Raw genomic sequence first — 19496 nt, 5'->3', positions numbered from 1 at the left:
CTCGCCATCCACCACGTAACGATCAGCATGTCAGCCCGCCCCGGAAGGGAACCAGCGCCCATGTTCAGCCGCCCAGTTCGCCCAGGTTTCTGACAGCACATCAGGCCGCACCCCGAAAGGGTGTACCCGTCACCGGTACGGCCCGTTCCTGTTGCCGAATCCCTCCGACCTCCCCACGGTGCATGTATGCACCGATCGTGTGGAGGTCACCCCATGCCGGAAACCGCGCATCCGCCCGCCCCGGCACCCTGCCGACCGGGCCGCTTCGTCGTATCGGCGGCGGCGCATGGCCGATGAGGTCCCGCTCGCCGCAGCCGTCACAGCCGTCCTGGCCGCCTGGCAGGAACTCGTCGCGCGCGGCGAGATGTCCCAGCAGACGTTGAGCCGGTTCGGTCAGCTGCTGCGCCGCTTCGAAGCCTTCGCCGCCGTCCGCGGCGCGCCGCTGCTCGCCGATGTCGATGCTGCGGTTGCCGCGCAGTTCATCGACGCGCACGGCCGCACCCGTCACCGGCACGTCGCGCCGGCTTCGCTGTCCACCCGGCATCTGCGCCGCAGCGTGCTGCGGATGTGCTTCGCCACCGCCCGCCGTCTCGCCCTGACCGACACCGACCCGACCCGCGACATCGACCTGCCGGCCCGTCTGTGCGGCGCCACCCGGCCACTGGACGAGGCGGAGGCGGTCGAACTACGCCGCGCGGCCGACTTCACCGACCGCCCCACCCGTCACTCCGCCGCGGCAGCCCTGGCCCTGGCCGGCGGATTCAGCGGCGAGATCGGCCACATCGCGCCCCGCGACATCGACCTGGCCTATGCGCGGGTGTGGATGCACGGCTCGGCCAAGACGCAGCCGCGCTGGTGCCCGCTGGATACCTGGAGCGCCCAGGTGCTGGCCGCCCGCGCCCACCACCTCCACGCGACGGCACCACCCGAACAAGCCCCGCACCGGCTACGGCTGGCTGTCTCGGTGCGAGGCGGTACCGACGAGCAGGTCCAGGCCCGGGTCTGCGTCGCCCTGCGCGACATGCTCAAACGCATCGGCCTGGGCGCCGACCGCTCAGTGCGGCCCGCCTCGATCACCGCATACGCGGGCCGGGCGGTCTTCACCGCCACCGGCCGTATCGAGGCCGCAGCCCGTCACCTGGGCATGGCCTCCCTCGACAGCACCGCAGCCCTCATCGGCTACCAGTGGCGCGCCGAGGCGACACACCACACACCACCGAACGGGGGCGACTTCGATGCCTGATGACCTCTTCGGCGACCGCGTCCCGCGCGCAGCCCGCAAGAAGACCGCACGCCGCGCCGCCGAAGCCGACCTACGCACCGTCTCCCAGCGCATCACCGACGTGGCCCGCTTCGACGACCTCTACCGCCTCGCCGACACCCTCGCTCCCGCTCCCGGCCCGCGCCGCGGGCGCCCGCCCCACTACCCGCCCTACATCTACCTGCTCTTCCTCGCTCTGCGTGGCATCCACGGCTCCGCCCGCTACTGCGCCGGCGACCTGCAAGAACCCAGCGTGTGGACGACGATCCGAGGCAGCGTCGCCCGACACCTCGGCCACGACGAAGCCGCCCGCCTGCCCGAGGCCGGGCCCTCCCGCCACCAGTGGCAACACGCCCAGCGCACCCTGCTCATCCCCCGCCTGGAAGAACTGAGCGAAACCTTCGCCGACCTCGCTCTGGCCCAAGCCCTGCGCCAGGGTCTGCTGCCCACCGACGCCAAACGCTCCTGGAGCAGCCCGCAGCGCCACCAACTCATCGCCGGCGACGGCACCGTCGCCAAATCCCCCACCCTGTCCACCGCCCCCTTCAGCGTCGACCCCACCACCGGCGAAGTACGCCGCCACCGCGTCGACCCCGCCTCCTCCTGGCAGAAGGAAGGCGGCGCCGACCGCAACGGCAACAACGCACAGAATGCAACGCTGGCCGGAACAACAGCCGGCACCGACATCCACGCCCACGCCGGCGAGGGCGCGATGGTGCTGGGCACCAAGTTCGTGGTCTTCTCCACCCGCCACCGCGGCTACTTCCGCCGCGTCTTCCTGCGCTACGCCCACGTCCCCCACAACCAGCCCGGCGGCGAAGCCACCGTCGCCCTCGACCTCGCCTGCGCCATCCTCGACGCCGCCGAGGGCTGCATGGGCGTCCTCTACGACGGCGCCCTGCGCGGCATACACCGCGACGTCATCGCCCGCCGCGGGCGCCTACTGGTCAACAAACAGCACAAAGGCGCAAGCCCCCGCTACATCCGCACCCTCGACTTCGGGCGCTGCCGCCACGAACTGTGGTCCAACAGCGGCCGCGTCCACGAACGCGCCTTCCTCGACGACGGCACCAGCACCCTCATCCCCCTGTCCGTCGGCAAACTCGAACGCCGCGCCAGCACCCACACCCACCGCTGGTACCACCTGCTCGACATCCCCTGCCCCCGCGGCCCCCACAAGCACCGCGAATCCGTCGGCGTCACCAGCACCATCGGCGAACAGAGCCAAGGCCAAAGCGACACCGAGACCGGCTTCCACCGCGCCGAAAACCTCCTCCAGATCCCCGACAACACCGCCGTCCACCAGACCCTCTACGGCGGCCGCGAAGACACCGAAGCCGGCTTCTCCCAACTCGACCGCTCCCTGTGGAACCGCCGCATGATCGCCTTCGGCGCCGAAGCCCAAAGCCTCGTCATCCTCGGCTTCCTCCTCGCCCAGAACGCCACCAGCGCATCCCGCTACCAAGGAGACCCCACCTACTCCGACACCGACACAGTCACAGCTGGCCTCAGCAGCGACCGACCAGAGCCCTCACGATCATGAAGTGACCCGCGGCGCCCACCGCACCCCAGCCCCATCCGCTACGCTGTCTGGGGCCGCCGCACGCGGCGGTCCGCTCCCTTGCCCGGAACCGGATGAATGATTACTCAGAGTATTCATCCACGTTTTACGCAAGGCCCCGCCTCCGTAGCTCAGGGGATAGAGCACCGCTCTCCTAAAGCGGGTGTCGCAGGTTCGAATCCTGCCGGGGGCACCAGCGCAAAGACCCCCAACCGATCATGGTTGGGGGTCTTTGCATGCTCGGAAGCATTGAAGCGTTGAATCGTTGGGCCCGCTGCCCGTCCGCGCCCGGTCGGTCGGTCGGTCGGAACGAGCGAGTACCACGGAGAAGCGCGGCCTGCAGCCCGTCGCCTCCTCCCGGGGCTGCGGGCGTCGGCGTCCAAGTCCCGCAGATGTCGCAGGGCTTCGCCGGTGAGCAGCCCCAAAGCGCCGGTCAGGGCCGAACTGCGGATCAATGGCTTCAGGTGCACCTGGCGACGCTTCCTCCGGGACCCGCCTCAGGAGTTCGCCGTCTGCGGCCCGCAGCTGTCGCGCCGATCGCGGGCAGCCTTGGGGTTGCGGCCCATTCCCTGCGCTGCGGCGTTCCGAGCACTCGGCGTTTTCGGCCACCACCAACAGGTCTATCGGAGGACCCGTTCGCTACCCAACCGCTCGTAGGCCGCAGTCTGGGCGGGCACTCCATTGCGGTAGGTGAAGGCAACCGATGCGGATCCGGCCGGCCGGCCGCCAGGCCTAAGCGGCGCGAGGGCCGGTGGGTGGAAGCAGTGGCTCATGGCGGTGCCAGATGAGGTAGCGGTCCTCGCGGCGCAGCTCTGCGGTGCCCCATTCGACGCGCATGACGCCTCGCTCCATCGAGCAGGCGTACGCGATGGTGATCAACTGGTACTCCGGTGGGAGAAGGGCGATGTCGGGGTGCACTTCCGGTGCGTCGAGTTCATCGAGGCCCAGGTCGAACGCCTGCTGCCGAGGTTCGGGCCCGTGGCGCCTGATCAGGTCCGCGCGGAAGCCGAAGGCACGACGCAGTCGCGCCGTGGTCACAGGGTCATCCTTCTTTGCATACCTGATCGGGTAGATGACCTTGCCGTCGATGACCATCACCGTGCGGCCCTGCAGCCGTATGGCCGTTGCGCCGTCGAACGCTGCCAGACCGGCGGCCAGCGCCTCGTACTGCACCGCGTGCAACCCGTGACCGTACGCTTCCAGCGTCTGAGTATGGACGCCTTCATGACCATGACGGGCCCTGTCATGTGCCTGCATGAGACATGCCGGGATGGCTTCGGCCAGCTCACCGGCAAGGCTTCCGAACGTCTCCCTCGCCCATGGAGTTACCGGGCCCACACCGCACCGCCCCCCTGAGGCGTCAAAACGCCGAGCAGTATCAACTCAAACGATGAGTTGCGCCCACGAGTTGCACAAGGGGGGCACGCGTGCACAGACCGCGCACGTCCTCCATCTCCGACGTCCGCGGGTGCCATCGACATCAACGGCGGCGGATCGCGGGTAGCGCCGAGCACCCCTCCCGTCCTTAAGGCCCGGAGCCGGGTGTGGACCGGTAGGCCTGCTCGTCCCCCGCCCTTCTTCTCGTCGGGCCCTCGTCGGCGGTGGGGCTTGTCGGCCAGGGCGCGTCCCACCGTGTGAGCGGATTCTGGCGGTGGTGGGGTGGCGTGCGGGTGTGGAGTTATCCACAGGGTCAGCGAGGGTGGTCGGGAAGCTCGTACGCTTCAGGGATGGCTCTGGCGGACGTGGACGTGGACGTGGAAGTGGAAGTGGTCGAGGACATGGCTGGGGAAGGCGCGACGGACGCGAGCGCGGCGGTGCAGGTGCTGCGGCGGGTGTTCGGGTACGACGCCTTCCGCGGCAGCCAGCAGGAGATCATCGAGCACGTCATAGGGGGCGGCGACGCCGTCGTCCTGATGCCGACCGGTGGCGGCAAGTCGCTCTGCTATCAGATTCCGTCGCTGGTGCGGGGCGGCGTGGGTGTGGTGGTCTCGCCACTCATCGCGTTGATGCAGGACCAGGTCGACGCGCTGCGGGCGCTCGGTGTGCGGGCCGGCTTCCTGAACTCCACGCAGGACATGGACGAGCGCCGGCTGGTGGAGGCCGAGTTCCTCTCCGGGGAGCTGGATCTGCTCTATCTGGCCCCTGAGCGGCTTCGGGTCGAGCAGACGCTGAATCTGCTCGACCGGGGAAAGATCTCGCTCTTCGCCATCGACGAAGCACACTGTGTCGCCCAGTGGGGCCACGACTTCCGGCCGGACTATCTGGCCCTGTCGATGCTGCACGAGCGCTGGCCCGAGGTGCCGCGGATCGCCCTGACGGCCACCGCCACGGAGGCCACACACACCGAGATCACGTCGCGGCTGAAAATGCAGGACGCCCGCCATTTCGTGGCGAGCTTCGACCGTCCCAACATCCAGTACCGCATCGCCGCGAAGAACGAGCCGAAGCGGCAGCTGCTGGAATTGCTGCGCACCGAGCACCCCGGGGACGCCGGCATCGTCTACTGCCTCTCGCGGGCCTCGGTGGAGAAGACCGCCCAGTTCCTGGTGCAGAACGGGATCGACGCACTGCCGTATCACGCAGGTCTGGACGCGCGGACGCGTGCCGAGCACCAGTCGCGGTTCCTGCGCGAGGACGGCATTGTCGTGGTCGCCACGATCGCGTTCGGGATGGGTATCGACAAGCCGGATGTGCGGTTCGTGGCACATCTGGATCTCCCGAAATCGGTGGAGGGCTACTACCAGGAGACCGGCCGCGCGGGGCGTGACGGTCAGCCGTCCACGGCCTGGCTGGCGTACGGGCTGCAGGACGTGGTGCAGCAGCGGAAAATGATCGACGGTTCGGACGGTGACGACGCCCACCGGCGACGGCTCTCCGCCCATCTGGACGCGATGCTCGCGCTGTGCGAGACGGTGCAGTGCCGTCGGGTGCGGTTGCTGGACTACTTCGGGCAGCAGAGCGAGCCCTGCGGCAACTGCGATACGTGCCTCGCACCCCCGCAGACCTGGGACGGCACGGTGCCCGCGCAGAAGCTGCTGTCCACGGTCGTGAGGCTGCAGCGCGAGCGGGGGCAGAAGTTCGGGGCCGGCCAGATCACCGACATCCTGATGGGCCGCAAAACCGCCAAGGTCATCCAGTTCGACCACGACGGGCTGAGCGTCTTCGGCATCGGGGAAGATCTGCGGGAAGCCGAATGGCGGGGTGTCGTACGGCAGTTGCTCGCTCAGGGGCTGCTCGCCGTCGAAGGTGACTACGGCACGCTGGTGCTGACCGAGGCGAGCGGCGAGGTGCTGCAGGGGCAGCGCCAGGTGCCGATGCGGCGCGAGCCGGAGAAGGCGCCGCGTGCGGCGAAGGCCAAGGGCAAGCGGGCGGCGCCGGTGGATCTGCCCGAGGAGGCGCTGCCGGTCTTCGAGTCGCTGCGCGGCTGGCGTGGGCGTACGGCCAAGGAGCAGGGCGTGCCCGCGTACGTGATCTTCCATGACGCGACGCTGCGGGAGATCGCCCTGGCCCGGCCGACGACGACCCGCGAGCTGGGAACGATCAACGGCGTCGGGGAGAACAAGCTCGCCAAGTACGGGGAGCAGATTCTGGATGTCCTGGCCGGCCGGGAACCGTCCGGCCAGGAGACTCAGGAGAGTGAGGGAACGGCGAGCGGGCCCGCCCCCGGGCGGGGCGAGTCAGCCAAGGCAACGGTCGAGGCGGAGCCGCCGCCGGCGGCTGACGAGTACGACGCACCAGAGCCGCCGGATGACATCGATTGGTGAGTTGGGGAGTAGTTGAGCTGGTGAGTAGTTGAGTGGGTGAGCTGGACAGGGGGCAGGTGACGGTGGGGGCTGCTGATCACCCGTTGCGCCTCATCGCCCTCATCCGCCCGCCGTCATCAGCCCTCATCAGTCGTGATTCGTCCTGATCCGTCGTGACCCATCGTGACCCGTTGTGACCCGTCGTGATCAGCGGGTGGGAGGTGCCGGGGGACTGCCCGGTGACGGCCGTCCGTCGGGGAATGGGGCCAAGGGAGGCACGGGGCCGAGGTGCCGAGAGGCCGAGAGGCCGAGAGGCCGAGAGGCAGGGGGCCGAGAGGCAGGGGGCCACAGGCTGAGGGGCAGGGGCGCGTTAGTCATTCGTGCTGGGAGGGCGGTTCGGTAGCCGGAGGAGGGTGCGGGCGCCGCCGTCGGGGGCGTTGCTGAAGCGCAGGTCGATGCCGAGGACGGCGGCCTGGCCGACCGCGATGGTCAGGCCGAGGCCGTGCCCCTTGCCACGGCCCGGCGCGTCGGTGCGGAAGCGCTGCGGACCGTGGTGCAGCAGCTCGTCGGGGTAGCCGGGGCCGTGGTCGCGTACCTCGATCGTCGGGTTGCCGCTGGGCGATACGTCGACGGTGACCGTGACCGGGGGGCTGCCGTGCCGGTGCGCGTTGATGACGAGGTTGGCGATGATCCGGTCGAGACGGCGTCGGTCGGTCTCGATGACGATGGCGTCGGGGATGGCTGCGGGGATCTCGGCAGCCCTGTCGGCGGTGGAACGGGTACGCCTGTCGGCGGTTGAAGCGGCGGACCTGTCAGCGGGTGTTGCGGCGGTTGAAGCGGCGGGCCTGTCGGCGGGTGTTCCGGAGGGTGTGCCTTGGGGCGGATGGGTGTCCGCGCCCGTGGGCGTTCGGGTGTCCGCGCCCGTGGGCGGCCGGGTGTCCGCGCCCGTGGGCGGCCGGGTGTCCGCGCCGGTCGGCGCCCCGGTGGGTGTTTCCGTGCGGGGGCCGGTGGATTTTTCGGGGCTCGTGTCCGGGTGGGCGGCTGCGCTGGATCCCGTGCGCGCTTCACCGTCGGCGCGGGGCGGCGCGTCGGGGCCGACGCCTGTGGCCATGGCGGAGCCTGGGCCGGTGGGGCTGGTGTCGCTGGAGGAGCTGGTACCGGTGGAGGCGTCGTCGTCAGTGGCGGCGCTGCTCCCGGTAGCGGCACTGCTTCCGGTAGCGGCACTACTGCCTGTGGTGGCACTGCTGTCGGTGGACTTGGTGGTGTGGGTGGCGGCGGACCTCGTGCCGGCGCTCGTGCTCGTGTGCGTGGTGGCGCTGGTGTGAGTGGTGGCACTGCTGCCGGTGCCGGTGCCGGTGGCGATGCGTACGTCGGTGTCGAGGCCGGTGGCGCGTACGGAGCGTTCGACCAGTGCGCCGAGTTCGTAGGCGGCGAGGTCGGCGTGCTCGGAGCCGGAGTCCAGGCGGGAGATCTCCAGCAGGTCCTCGGTGAGCCGGTGCAGGGCCCGCAGCCTGTCGTTGATCATCTCCTTGGGGCGGCCCTCGGGAAGCAGTTCGGCCGAGGCGAGGATGCCGGTGAGGGGGGTGCGGAGTTCGTGGGCGACGTCGGCGGTGAAGCGCTGTTCGGCGTGCAGACGGCTCTGCAGGGAGCCGGCCACCGAGTCCAGCGCGGCCGCGACCGCCGCCACCTCGTCGCGGCCCGCCGGCCCTCCGCCCGGCCCCCGGCCTGCGGCGTCGCCGACCCTGGCGTCCAGATCGCCGGCGGTGATCCGCCGGGCGACCGCCGCTGTGGTGCCCAGCCGACGGCTGATGCGCTGGGCGAGGAACAGCCCCGCGAGCGCGACGGCCGTGGCGGCGAGCACGGCCGAGCCCAGGATGGCCGTGTCGAGCTTTTCGAGGGAGCGGCGGGTGCTGCCGTACGGCGACCAGACCGCCATGACCTGGTCGCCCGCGGGCGCCGCCGCCCACATCACCGGCTGTCCGTGATACCTGCCGACCATGCTGCCGCTCTTGCCGTCGCGCGCCAACTTCTGTAGTTCGTCGGGGAGTTCCGGGGGGTCGAGGACGGAGTTGATGCCCTCGCGCGAGGTGCCGTACTCGAAGAGGTCCAGCGCGGTGTCGAGGTCCGCGCGGGCTTCCTTGCGGACCTGACCGACGGTCTGGCGGGCCACCGCGTTGTGTACGAGGACGCCCAGCACGGCGGCGACCGCGCAGCACACCGCCGTCACGGTCAGCGCGATCTTCCAACGGAGCGAGACCGCCGCGCGCCTCACGACCCGCCGCCGGAGGCCCGGGCCGCGCCGGAAGAGCCGGAGGAGCTGGAGGACGGGCCGAAGGAACCGGAAGAGCCGGAAGAGCCGGAGGATGCAGCGGAGACGGACGAGGCGGAACGAGCGGAAGAGGCGGAGGAAACGGAGGCGGCGGAGGAACCGGAGGTGGTAGGGGAACCGGAGGTGGTGGGGGAAGCGGAGGGGGTGGGCTGGGTCGGGAGGGCCGGTGACGGGCTCTGGAGGCTGCCGTCGGACGAGGTCTGCGGCTTGCGGGGCTCGTCGAGGGTGAGGTCCCACAGGGCCATCGAGTCGCCGTCCCAGACATAGTCGGTCACGCTGACGTAGCGCGGGTCCTTGGTGGGCTCGCGCACGGAGAGGTGCCCGGCCGCCAGTTCCACACCGGCCAGCACGCCGTTCATCGCCAGCACCCGGGTCACCACCTGATTCCGGACGCTGTAGACGCGCAGCTCGCTCATACGGCTGTCCACGTCGACGGCCATGATCAAATCGGGTTTGCCGTCGTCGGTGAGATCGTGCAGGACGGGGCGGCGTACGGACTTCGGGGCGGGCGGCGTACGCCCCTGTCCGGCCATGTCCGCGTCCAGGACGGCGAGCGGGTCGGCGTCCGCCATGGAGCCGCTGGGGATGTGCGGGACGTCGGGTACGGGCTTGAGCGCCGCCGGGTTCTCGTCCCGGCCGAGCGGGGCGGGCGAATACTCCGGCCACAGGGGAACCGGCGCCTTCACGTCACGCGCCTGCCCGTCGCTCTTGAGCCCATCGAGCCCCGCGCATCCGGCGACGAGAACGAGCGAGGACAGCACGGCGAGGGAGGCCGACACCGCCCGTGCCTGCCCTGCCCGCCCGGCCCGCCGTTGCCGCATCCGCCTTCACCGCCTCCATCGCCTCGGCCACCTGAGCTGCCCGCGCCCCTATACCGCCCGAGCTGCCCGACCTTCCTGATCCGCCGAGCCCGTCAGAGCCCGTCAGTGCCCGTCAGTGCCCGTCAGTGCCGCCTTCGGGGCTCGGCTCAACTCCGCATCATCCGCACCATCCGCACCATCCGCACTATCCGCATCAGTCGCACGTCGCCTACGTGTAAGCATGTGCAGCCGCCGCACACAGATCTCACGTACAGCCACCTCGTACAGGCCCCGCACACAGCTCACGTGACAGGCCCCGCACACAGCCCGCGTGTACAGGTCCCGCACACAGCTCGCGTCTGCGGGTCGCACATGCCTCGCATCTCGCACATTTGCCTGACTCGACCAAGTTACCCAAGGTCGCGGCGGGGGGAATCTCAAGAGCGGCCATGCCGGGACAACGCCGATGCCGCCTCGCTCACAGCGGTCCTCCCCCTCACAGCGGTCCTCCCCCTCACAGCGGCCGTCCCTATCGCACCGGTCGTCCCTCTCACCGCAGTCGCCTCGGGCGCACGTCCCGCCCCCATCGCCCCGCTTCGTCACAGGACTGACCCCAGAGAGCTTGGTGGCTGTTACACAACGTATGGGTTGCCGTTAAGGACGCTCCGTAGCGTTCCTCGTATCAGGCTCAGGCGGCTCATCGGAGTCCGCGGCCAGTTTCGTCAGAGGAGAGAACCCATGGGGGCCCAGCGCCGTTCCGTGATCCGTTCCGCCGTCGTCGCGACCGGTGCGCTGGCCGTCCTGCTGCTTCCCTCGGGCGCCGCCTTCGCCGCTTCCACGGTCCCCACGGACGACCGGACGTCGATCATGCTGCCCGACAACGGGCTCGCGGGCCTGGCCGAGAAGGCCGGCCACCTGCCCACGGTCGCGCTCGTGGGCGGCATGGTCGTACTGGCCGCGGTAGGCGCGGGGCTGATGGTGCGACGTCGTCGCCAGGAGCAGGCAGGTCACCAGGGGCCCACGGGGCACGAGGGCCGCCGCCACCGGGGATACGTGGCGGCGACAGCCCCCGCAGCACACTCCGCCCAGGTGGCCGAGTCCCGGTAGACCCTGCACCCCTGCCGCTGCCGCCACCGCTGCGACTTCCCCTGCCGCTGAAACCACAGCGCCGTCGGGCTACGCCTCCCCGGCGATCAGCCGCTGCACGTCCCCGTACCCCGGTACGCCGTCCGCCGAGCCGCCCGGAGCGCGCGCCCCGCGGAGGGACGCCGCCGCGGCGAGGGCGGACTTCAGCGCCGTACGGAAGAGCAGTGAGCCGGTGCTGATGCGGCGTACGCCGAGATCCGCCAGACGGCTGACGGTGTGGCGCCCCGGGGCGAAGAGGACGTTCACGGGGACGGGGATCGCTGCGACGAGGGCCGAGATGTCTTCGTCGCAGGCGACACCCGGTACGAAGATGCCGTCCGCGCCGGCGGCCAGATAGGTCTCGGCGCGTGCGAGTGTCACCGACAACGACGGTGGCGTGTCCACGAGCCAATGGGTGTCGATCCGGGCGTTCAGGAAGAGACCTGGCGCACGTTCCTTCACCGCGCCGATCAACTCGGCCTGGCGGACGGGGTCCTGCAGCCCTGCACCGGCTTCACGGCCCGGCAGCCCGTCCTCCAGGTTGATGCCGGACGCCCCGCACTCCCACAACTCGGCTGCCAGCACGGCGACTTGCTCAATCCGGGAGCACCCCTCCCCCGTCGCGCCCCATCCGTTCCCGCCGCCCCATCCGTTCCCGCCGCCCCATCCGTTCCCGCCGCCCCATCCGTTCCCGCCGCGGGATCCGTTCCCGCCGCGGGATCCGTTCCCGCCGCGCAGTCCCTTCCCATTGCCGCCTCCGTTCCCGTTGGCGAATCCGGCCTCGATGTCGACCGTGTACGGGCAGGGCAGTCGGCCCGCGAGCCGCCGCGCCAAGGCCAGGGTCGCGTCCCGGACCCCGGGGAGGGCCTGCCCATCGGGCCATCCGTGGGCCGCCGCGACGCCCAGGCTCGTCGTGCCGATCGCCGCGTACCCGGCGTCGGCGAGCGCGACGGCCGAGGCGACGTCCCAGGCGTTGGGCAGCAGGAGCGGCTCATCGCCGTGGTGCAGGGCATGGAAGGCCGCGGCAGCGGAAGCTACGGAAGCAGCAGACGGGGAACGGTGCTCAGGAGTGGCGTCCGTGGGGGTGGAGCCCGTGGGGGTGGAGCCCGTGGGGGTGGAGCCCGTGGGGGTGGGGCCCGTGGGACTGGAGTCCGTGGGACTGGAGTCCGTGCGGGTGGAGCCCGTAGGGATGACGTCCACAGGGGACGGGGAGCGGTGTGCGGGGGCGGGGTCAGGGGCCATGCGGGCACCGTAGGCGGGGGTTGGTTCGGTGGTCGCCGAAGCGTTGCGGCGGACAATGGAGCCATGACGACTCCGGCGTACAGCTCCGAGCTCGCCCGGCTGGCCGCCCTCCTGGCGGACCGCACCAGGGCGGCGTTCTGCCTGGCACTGCTGGACGGGCGGGCCTGGACCGCCGGCGAACTGGCGGCGTACGCGCAGGTCGCGCCCTCGACCGCGAGCGAGCATCTGACGCGGCTCACTGAGGGCGGACTGCTCGTCGAGCGGCGCCAGGGCCGGCACCGTTACGTACAGCTCGCCGGCCCGCGCGTCGCCGAGCTGCTCGAATCCCTCACCGCCCACCTCGACCCGCCGGCCGCCGTGCCGCACGGGTTGCGTGCGGCCGGTGCGTCCGCGGCGCTGGCGCGCGGGCGCACGTGCTACGACCACCTGGCGGGGCGGCTCGGCGTGACCATCACCGACGCGATGACCGGACGCGGGCTGCTCGACCAGGACGGCGGATTCGCCCTCACCGGCGCGGGGCGGGACTGGCTCGCCGACGGCCTGGGCATCGAACCCTCCGCGCTGCGGACCGGTCGCCGCCCTCAGGCCCGAGGCTGCCTGGACTGGACCGAACGCCGCCCGCACCTGGCGGGCACGGCCGGCGCCCGAATGTGCGACCAGTTGCTGGCGCGACGCTGGGTCCGCCGCGTCGGCAGCGGACGCGCCGTACGCCTCACCCCGGACGGCGCGACGGCACTCCACGACCTGCTGGGCATCGACAGCGCGGAGGCGGGACTGGCGTAGCCGACGGGCCCGCCCCACCAACCCCGCGCCACCCACCAACTCCCGCACCAGCCACCAACTCCGCGCCACCCACTGGCCCCGCGCCACCCACCACACCCACCAACTCCATGCCCCCCGATATCCCCGCGCGCCCGCCCCGCGCTCGCCCGTACCGTACGGCCATGATCGAGACGTCCCACCACGAGAACGCTCCCGCCACCCGCACGCTCTGGCGCCCCACCGGCCCCGAGGAACTCGCGCTGGTCGAGGCCTCCGGATGGCGCGCCTGGCCCCCGCGGCTGCCTGACCAGCCGATCTTCTATCCCGTACTGAACGAGGACTACGCGATACGGATCGCCCGTGACTGGAATGTGCCGGCGTCCGGCATCGGCCATGTCACCCGCTTCGAGGTGGAGGCCGACTTTCTCGACCGCTACCCGGTGCGTCAGGCCGGCGGCGAGACGATCCTCGAACTGTGGGTACCAGCGGCGGAGTTGGACGACTTCAACCGCCATATCGTCGGCCGCATCGAGCTCGTCCGCAGCTTCCACCCGCAGCCCTAGATGGGACCCGCAACCCACAGCTATGGCCATAGCCGGACCCGCAAGCCGTCGCCGCGACTCGCAGCCATGGCCAGGCATGACGCGCCCCGCCCGCACGACCTCCGCCCCCACGACCTCCGCCCGTACCAGCTCCGGTCCCCGCTCCGAGATCCCGGCGCTGCTACCGCCCGCACCCCCCCGCCCGCGCGTACTCCGTGATGCGGGCGCCGCGGACCTCGGTGCTGCGGCAGGCGTGGAACGCGTCGCGCAGGGTGACGCGTTTGGCGATTTCCTGGTCGCTGCCGTCGACGGGCTGGTCGTTCGGGTCGCCGGCGACGATGATGCGGCGGGTGGCGAGCATCCGGTCCCGGATCGTGTCGCCGGAGCGTTCGGTTCCGTAGAGGGTGTGTGACGCCAACGGGCTCTGGGCCAGGGCGAGATCGTGCAGGCCGCGGAATGCGGACGGATGCGCCGCGATCCAGATCCGCCGCCGGGACGGCATGAACAGCAGTCCGTCGCCCGGCGTGGCCATCTCGGCCACGGTCCGGGCGACCGCGGTGACATCGTCGACCCGGCTGTCCGGGCTGCGCAGATGGACGTTGACGGGCAGCAGTGCCACCAGGGCCAGCAGCAGCGCCAGTGTCCGCCGCGACCGCCGCCCGCGGGTCTGGCCCCGCTCGCCGACCGGTCGCAACAACCGGGCGAGCGCGGCGCCGGCGAGCAGCGCGAATCCGGCCACGTAGTAGAGGACGTACCGGTCGACGTATGCGGGCTCAACGTGCGAGAGCAGCATCAGCAGCAGGGTCGGAAGCAACAGCAGCGGGACCGCGACGGCACGCAGGCCGACCGGGCCGCGGGAGCGCACCCGGACCCGGGCGCAGGCGACGCCGAGGACGGCCAGCACGGCGAACGTCAGCAGCTGGAGGGGATCGGGCCACATGAGCCAGCTGATCTGGTCCGACTGCCGGGTGCTGAACACCGCGAGCGGCGCGAGCCCGGCCAGGACGGCGACGGCGGCGAGCGCCCAGCCGCGCAGCACGCGGCGCGGCCGGCGGGCCACCACCAGCGCGGCGCCGTGCGCGGGGAGCGCCAGTGACGCGAACTCGTGCAGCAGACAGGCGAACAGCATCAGGGCGGCGTAACCGAGCCAGCGCTTCCTGCTCGGGCGGTCGGCGGCGAGCACGACGACGTAGGTGGCCCAGATGACCAGCGCACAGACCGTGGCGTAGGAGCGCCCCTCCTGTGCGTACTGCTGCACCACGGGGATCAGCGCGAAAGCGACGCCGGCGAACAGCCCGGCCCGGCGCCCCACAAGCCGCTGCCCGAGCAGGGCGATGCCGGCGGCGGCCACCGTCATGGCGACGACGGAGGGCAGCCGCAGGCCGATGACGTCCCCGAGGACGCCACCGAGCGTGGCGTCATAGACGGCGAACCAGAGGTGCATCAGCGCGTAATACAGGCCGTGTACGACATCGACGTGCAGCAGCGTCGCCCACAGGTCGGCGAGGCCGCGGTGCGCCATGTCGTACGTGACCGCCTCGTCCCGCCACAGGGCGTCCTGCCGACGGATCCCCCACGCCCCCAGGAGCAGCATCAGCCCCGAGGGAATCAGCACCACCGCGCTGTGCGCCCAGCGTGCGTTGCGGGCCGCGACGGCGGACACGTAACTCTTCGGCGCCGGGACGACGTCCGCGCCCGCGGCCGCATCCGATACCGGCACCGGCATCGGCACCTGGGCATGAGCCTGCACCTGGGCCTGGAAGGAGGAGAGAGGAGAGGCGGCCGGGGCCCCCTCTCCTCTCCTCTCCCGCTCTCCTTCTCTCACCCGATGCGCGTCAGCTTGGATCCGAACGACGGCTCGGCCAGGTCCTTCTGCAGGGCCACCGGCACCTTCTGCTCGCTCGCGCCGTTGCCGACGGTCAGTTCACCGACCTCGGTACCGGCCTTCGCCGTGTGCGGGATGGTCTTGCCGGCGTCGTCCATCGAGAAGGTCGCCTTCATCCCGGGCCAACCGACCGCCTTCAGCGCCTTGGTCGCGACCACGGGCGTCTGTCCGCCGAGCCCGTCGTCCACATAGCCGACGACCTGCCCCTTCTTCACCACGGTGGCCGAGACCAGCGCGTCCTTACCCGCAGTGATGATCTTGGAGCTGTTCTCCAGGGCGAGGGCGAGATGGGCGTTGGGGTCGGTGCTGCCGGTGTGCTGATCCATCGTCACACCGAGCAGCAGCTGGTCCTTGCCGCCGATGGTGCGGTAGGCGGACCACATGAACGCGCCGCCGGCCGGCGTGCTCGACCCGGTCTTGATGCCGCGCACCACGCCCGGCATCGTCGTGAGCAGGCTGTTGTTGTTGTACAGCTTCTCCGGCAGACCGTCGATCTTGACGTTCTCCGTGGTGACGACCGCGCGGAACGCGGCGTTCTTCATGACCTCTTCGGCGAGCTTGAGCTGATCGACCGCGGTGCTCACGGTCGACTTGTCCAGGCCGCTGGGGTCGGTGTACGTCGTCTTCGTCATCCCCAGCTTCTTGGCGGCCGCGTTCATCTTCTTCACGAACGCCGCTTCCGAGGACGCATCCCAACGAGCCAGCTGACGGGCGACGTTGTTGCCCGACGGGATCATCAGCATCTGCAACATCTGGAACTGGTTGAAGGTCTGATTCGCCTTGAGCGGCACCCGCGACTCGTCCTTCTTCTGCGAGTCCGCCTCGGCCTGCGCGTCGATCGTGATCGTCGCGCCCTTCTCGTCCTTCTTCAGCGGGTGGTCGCGCAGGATCACATACGCGGTCATCACCTTGGCGACGCTCGCGGTCGGTACGGGCTTCGCCGCGCCCGACGTACCGAGGCTGCCCACCCCGACGACCTCCGCCGCCGACTGCCCCTGGTCGGGCCACGGCATGGCGAGCTTGCCGCCCCCGAAGGTGAACGCGGTCGACGAGCCGACGGTCGGCACGGGCGCCGGCAGCGTCCGCACCGACTGGACGATCACGAAGATGATCGCCAACAGCACCACCAGCGGCGTCCAGATCTTGAACCGGCGTACGACCGTCCGCAGCGGGGTCTCGGGCGGCGGCGGGGTATTCGTGAGCTTCGCCAGCAGGTCGAGCGGCGGCAGCGGCTCCTGCCGCGTCCGCTCGGACTCGGGCAGCGCACCGGGCTGCGCCTGGGGACCGCCCTCGGGCCGCGACTCGGGACGGGCCTCGGGCTGCGGCCGCGCGGGGGCACCCGCTCCGGTGGCGGCCGACGCTCCGGTGGCTGCCTTGGATCCGGCGGTGGGCGGGGTGCCGGGCTTGGCGGGCGCGGCGGGGGGCATGGCGCCCGGTCCCTTGGCGGTCGCCTTGCCGGCGGACTTGTCCGGGGCCTCGGCGGGCCTGTCGGGCGTCCGGGCGGGGGTAGCGGCCGCGGTCTTGCCGATCGACCTCTCCGCGGCATCGACGTCGGTCGACTTCAGCGCCACGAACTGGCTGGTCCGCTCGGCAGGCCGCTCCGACTTCGGCGCACCGGAATCGGACGCGGACGCGGACGCGGAATCGGTCCCGGACCCGGACCCGGACCCGGCCTTACCGTCGGTCGCGCCCTTGTCGCCCTTGTCGCCCTTGCCGTCCTTGTCGCTGTCGGCATCTCCGCCGACCTTGCCATCGGCTTTGCCGTCGCTCTTGGCGTCGGTCTTGTGATCGACCTTGCTCTCGGCCTTGTTCTCGGCCTTGTTCTCGACCTTGGCGTCGGGCTTGTCCTCAGCCCCGCCGCCGGTCTCGGCATCGGGCTTGGCGTCGGACTTGGGGTCGGTCTTGGCGGGCGGCGTGATCTTGAAGGTGGTGGTCGGCTGGTCGACGGATTCCCCGCCACCCGCACCCTTGCCCTTCGCGAAGGCAAACACTCGTGTGGCGCTGTCGGCGTGCTGCTCATCCGCCTCGGCGCTCTCCTCGCCGTCGCCGTCACCGGCATCACGCGCTTCGGCCTCACCGGCCTCACCGGCTTTGCCGTCAGCGGCGCCGACGACCTTGGCGTCAGCCTTGGCGCCGGACCTCTGCTGACCGATGGTGAAAACGGCCGTCGGCTGATCCACGACGACCGCCTCGGCCGCCCCCGAATCCGACTCCGAAGCCGACTTCGACCCCGACGCGGAATCCGACTCGGCCGCCGCATCCTCCTCGGGCTTCTCCGCGGCCTTGGCGGCGCCCGGCTTTGCACCGGCACCGCCTTCAGCTCCGGCATCGGCGGCGTCCGCGGCATCGGCGTCGGCGCCGTCCGCGTCCCCAGCAGCGGCATCGGCACCGGCATCGTCCGCGTCAGCATCGGCGGCGTCGGCGTCCCCGGCGGGATTCCCTTCACCGGACTCACCCGGCTCACCCGACTCACCCGACTTCGCCACCCACGCGGCCACTGCGGCCCGGAGGCGATCGTCGCCTCCCCCGGAGCCCTCGCCGCCGTCCGCGACCTCCTGCGACGGCTCAGCGGCCTCCTCGGCGCCCTTCTCGGGCCCGGCCGCGGCCTTCGCCGCAGCCCCCGCCGCGTTCCCCGCCTCAGCGGCCTCCGGCGCGTCCGCCGCTTCCGGTGCGTCCGGCGTGTCCGCCTCCGCAGCAGCAGCCGTCTCCTTCACCGCGTCGCCGGCGGTCGCCTTCTTCGCCTCGCTCGGCGTCGCCGCCTTCTTGGCGGCAGCCTTCTTCGCCGTGGCCTTCTTGGCGGTCGCCTTCTTCGCCGCGGCCTTCTTCGCCGGCTTCTTCGCGGGCGTGCTCTTGGCCGACTCGTCCGCCACCGGCTCGTCCGTCACCGACTCATCCGCCGACTCTTCCGTCACCGGCTCACCCTTCGCCGGATCGTCCGGCTCTTCTCGGAAGACGGTCAGACGCGGATCGCGTTCACTCCGCGCCGTCTTCCCCGACGACTGCTTCTTGTCCGACTTGTCGGGGGACTCGCCCGCCACCGATGTCTCCTTCGTACGTCGCACTGCTGCCTGGCCCAGTGTTCCCAAGTGTCCTGTGTACGCGTGGCGCCGCCTCGCCGCCACGCGAAACATGACGCGCCGCACCCCACGGAAGATGTCGCCGACGTGCTAGACGAGGACGACATACCTACCGGTTCCCTACCTAACCCCCCACGCACCCTCGACAGATGAATGTGAGAGGGGTCACCCTGTCACTCATCCACGCGGGGAGGCATGGATGGGCAGGAGCCGTAGAACAATTCCGGAGGAGCTTCTGCTGCTCGCTTTGGACCCGACCACGGGCACCACAGCGCAGCCGCAGTCGCTCGACCTCGGCCTGGCCGGGGCCCAGCTAGTAGAGCTGGCTCTGGCAGGACGGATAGCCCCAGATGGGGATCGTATCGCCGTGGTGATGCCACGGCCGACAGGAGATCCGACTCTGGACTCCGCGCTCGAACTGCTGCGCCGACGCGGCAGCCCGGTGCGCGCGGTCCACTGGATCGGCGGGCCCCGACTGGGGCTGCGCCAGACGTATCTCTCGCATCTGGAACGGTGCGGCATGGTGCATGCCGTGGCGGGACAGATGTGCGGAGTGTTGCCGACGACGCGCTACCAGGCGTCGGAGTCGGCGGTCAGCCGGGAAATCAGGGCCCGGCTGGACAACGCGATCCGCACCGGCGTACCCCCGGACCCGCGGACCGCGGCGCTCGCCGCGCTGGCCCATGCGGTCGGTCTCGGCAAGCACCTCTACCCAGGGAACGAAGGGCGTTCATCGCGCTCCCGCCTCCGGGATCTGATCCGGCACGACCCGATGGGCGGGCTGGTCGCACACGCAGTCATGGATGTACAGAACGGCGTCGCGGCGCAGCCTCGGCGGGCCCAGCCCGCAGGCGCGGCACCGGGCGCCGTCCCGGGACCGGTCAGGCAGCCCGCGGCTCGGGCCACGGCGGAAGCGGCCGGTATGCCGGTCCCGTCGCGGCACGGGCACGGGCACGGCAGCATGGCCCGGGTGGGCGCCCGCTGACGCACGGCGCCGCAGCAGCGGACACCGCCGGGCAAGCGGACACCTCACCCAGGTTCCACGCATCACCGTTCACCACCGCACCACCCGCACCACGCAGCCGCACCCGCAGGCGCACACCGCAACGTGTGCGCCTGCGGGTGCGGCTGTGCGTCTGCCGTCGGGCCGACCCGGCTGTGCTCCGTCG

The 19496-nt window shown here is 71.2% G+C and carries 13 protein-coding genes and 1 tRNA gene; 8 read left to right on the top strand and 6 right to left on the bottom strand.

The window, feature by feature from the left end; genetic code table 11:
- Positions 1-286 precede the first annotated feature (286 nt).
- From ACIRQ7_RS25945 to ACIRQ7_RS25935, 3 genes are all read left to right on the top strand, one after another.
- Positions 287-1243, top strand: coding sequence for a hypothetical protein (locus tag ACIRQ7_RS25945; protein ID WP_404265099.1), 957 nt, complete (start codon positions 287-289; stop codon positions 1241-1243).
- Positions 1236-2804: a hypothetical protein gene (locus ACIRQ7_RS25940; protein ID WP_404265098.1), complete on the top strand. Its 1569-nt coding sequence runs from the start codon at positions 1236-1238 to the stop codon at positions 2802-2804. Before ACIRQ7_RS25945 ends, ACIRQ7_RS25940 begins: the two co-directional genes overlap by 8 nt.
- 138 nt (positions 2805-2942) lie before the next feature.
- Positions 2943-3018: transfer RNA gene (locus ACIRQ7_RS25935), tRNA-Arg, on the top strand.
- A gap of 536 nt (positions 3019-3554) precedes the next feature.
- Here ACIRQ7_RS25935 and ACIRQ7_RS25930 read toward each other — a convergent pair.
- Positions 3555-3995, bottom strand: coding sequence for a hypothetical protein (locus ACIRQ7_RS25930; protein WP_404265293.1), 441 nt, complete (start codon positions 3993-3995; stop codon positions 3555-3557).
- Positions 3996-4600: 605 nt separating this feature from the next.
- Here ACIRQ7_RS25930 and recQ point away from each other — a divergent pair.
- Positions 4601-6586: a DNA helicase RecQ gene (gene recQ, locus ACIRQ7_RS25925; RefSeq protein ID WP_404265292.1), complete on the top strand. Its 1986-nt coding sequence runs from the start codon at positions 4601-4603 to the stop codon at positions 6584-6586.
- Positions 6587-6935: 349 nt separating this feature from the next.
- Here the strand turns inward: recQ and ACIRQ7_RS25920 are convergent, their stop codons facing one another.
- Both ACIRQ7_RS25920 and ACIRQ7_RS25915 read right to left on the bottom strand, forming a co-directional pair.
- Positions 6936-8837, bottom strand: a complete 1902-nt coding sequence (locus tag ACIRQ7_RS25920) for an ATP-binding protein (protein WP_404265097.1) — start codon at positions 8835-8837, stop codon at positions 6936-6938.
- Positions 8834-9673, bottom strand: coding sequence for a hypothetical protein (locus tag ACIRQ7_RS25915; protein ID WP_404265096.1), 840 nt, complete (start codon positions 9671-9673; stop codon positions 8834-8836). Before ACIRQ7_RS25915 ends, ACIRQ7_RS25920 begins: the two co-directional genes overlap by 4 nt.
- 759 nt (positions 9674-10432) lie before the next feature.
- On the opposite strand from ACIRQ7_RS25915, the gene ACIRQ7_RS25910 reads away from it, so the two are divergent.
- Positions 10433-10801 carry a hypothetical protein gene (locus tag ACIRQ7_RS25910; protein WP_404265095.1) on the top strand — a complete coding sequence of 123 codons (369 nt, stop codon included), beginning with the start codon at positions 10433-10435 and terminating at the stop codon, positions 10799-10801.
- A 69-nt stretch (positions 10802-10870) separates the two neighbouring features.
- On the opposite strand, the gene ACIRQ7_RS25905 is transcribed toward ACIRQ7_RS25910, so the two are convergent.
- On the bottom strand, positions 10871-12061 hold the full coding sequence (locus ACIRQ7_RS25905) for an isocitrate lyase/phosphoenolpyruvate mutase family protein (protein WP_404265094.1): 1191 nt from the start codon (positions 12059-12061) through the stop codon (positions 10871-10873).
- A 63-nt stretch (positions 12062-12124) separates the two neighbouring features.
- On the opposite strand from ACIRQ7_RS25905, the gene ACIRQ7_RS25900 reads away from it, so the two are divergent.
- Together ACIRQ7_RS25900 and ACIRQ7_RS25895 are read left to right on the top strand one after the other, a co-directional pair.
- Entirely contained in the window at positions 12125-12844 is a 720-nt protein-coding gene (locus ACIRQ7_RS25900; protein ID WP_404265093.1) for an ArsR/SmtB family transcription factor, read from the top strand.
- Positions 12845-13005: 161 nt separating this feature from the next.
- Positions 13006-13386: an ADP-ribosylation/crystallin J1 gene (locus ACIRQ7_RS25895; protein ID WP_404265092.1), complete on the top strand. Its 381-nt coding sequence runs from the start codon at positions 13006-13008 to the stop codon at positions 13384-13386.
- Positions 13387-13546: 160 nt separating this feature from the next.
- On the opposite strand, the gene ACIRQ7_RS25890 is transcribed toward ACIRQ7_RS25895, so the two are convergent.
- On the bottom strand, positions 13547-15091 hold the full coding sequence (locus tag ACIRQ7_RS25890; protein WP_404265091.1) for a glycosyltransferase family 39 protein: 1545 nt from the start codon (positions 15089-15091) through the stop codon (positions 13547-13549).
- A 95-nt stretch (positions 15092-15186) separates the two neighbouring features.
- Positions 15187-18288 (bottom strand): D-alanyl-D-alanine carboxypeptidase, encoded by a 3102-nt coding sequence (locus tag ACIRQ7_RS25885; protein ID WP_404265090.1) that lies wholly within the window; start codon positions 18286-18288, stop codon positions 15187-15189.
- A gap of 238 nt (positions 18289-18526) precedes the next feature.
- Between ACIRQ7_RS25885 and ACIRQ7_RS25880 the strand changes: the two genes are divergently transcribed.
- Entirely contained in the window at positions 18527-19312 is a 786-nt protein-coding gene (locus tag ACIRQ7_RS25880; protein ID WP_404265089.1) for a GPP34 family phosphoprotein, read from the top strand.
- Positions 19313-19496 lie beyond the last annotated feature (184 nt).

The organism is Streptomyces sp. NPDC101393, assembly GCF_044767385.1.
In the GTDB taxonomy this organism is placed as follows: Bacteria; Actinomycetota; Actinomycetes; order Streptomycetales; family Streptomycetaceae; genus Streptomyces.
This window is presented reverse-complemented; position numbering and strand designations above follow the sequence as displayed.

Excerpts from the sequence above, each read along its gene's own strand:
- ACIRQ7_RS25945 (WP_404265099.1), top strand. The coding sequence starts at position 287 with ATGGCCGATGAGGTCCCGCTCGCCGCAGCCGTCACAGCCGTCCTGGCC.
- ACIRQ7_RS25940 (WP_404265098.1), top strand. The coding sequence starts at position 1,236 with ATGCCTGATGACCTCTTCGGCGACCGCGTCCCGCGCGCAGCCCGCAAG.
- recQ (WP_404265292.1), top strand. The coding sequence starts at position 4,601 with ATGGCTGGGGAAGGCGCGACGGACGCGAGCGCGGCGGTGCAGGTGCTG.
- ACIRQ7_RS25910 (WP_404265095.1), top strand. The coding sequence starts at position 10,433 with ATGGGGGCCCAGCGCCGTTCCGTGATCCGTTCCGCCGTCGTCGCGACC.
- ACIRQ7_RS25905 (WP_404265094.1), bottom strand. The coding sequence starts at position 12,061 with ATGGCCCCTGACCCCGCCCCCGCACACCGCTCCCCGTCCCCTGTGGAC.
- ACIRQ7_RS25900 (WP_404265093.1), top strand. The coding sequence starts at position 12,125 with ATGACGACTCCGGCGTACAGCTCCGAGCTCGCCCGGCTGGCCGCCCTC.
- ACIRQ7_RS25895 (WP_404265092.1), top strand. The coding sequence starts at position 13,006 with ATGATCGAGACGTCCCACCACGAGAACGCTCCCGCCACCCGCACGCTC.
- ACIRQ7_RS25890 (WP_404265091.1), bottom strand. The coding sequence starts at position 15,091 with ATGCCGGTGCCGGTATCGGATGCGGCCGCGGGCGCGGACGTCGTCCCG.
- ACIRQ7_RS25880 (WP_404265089.1), top strand. The coding sequence starts at position 18,527 with ATGGGCAGGAGCCGTAGAACAATTCCGGAGGAGCTTCTGCTGCTCGCT.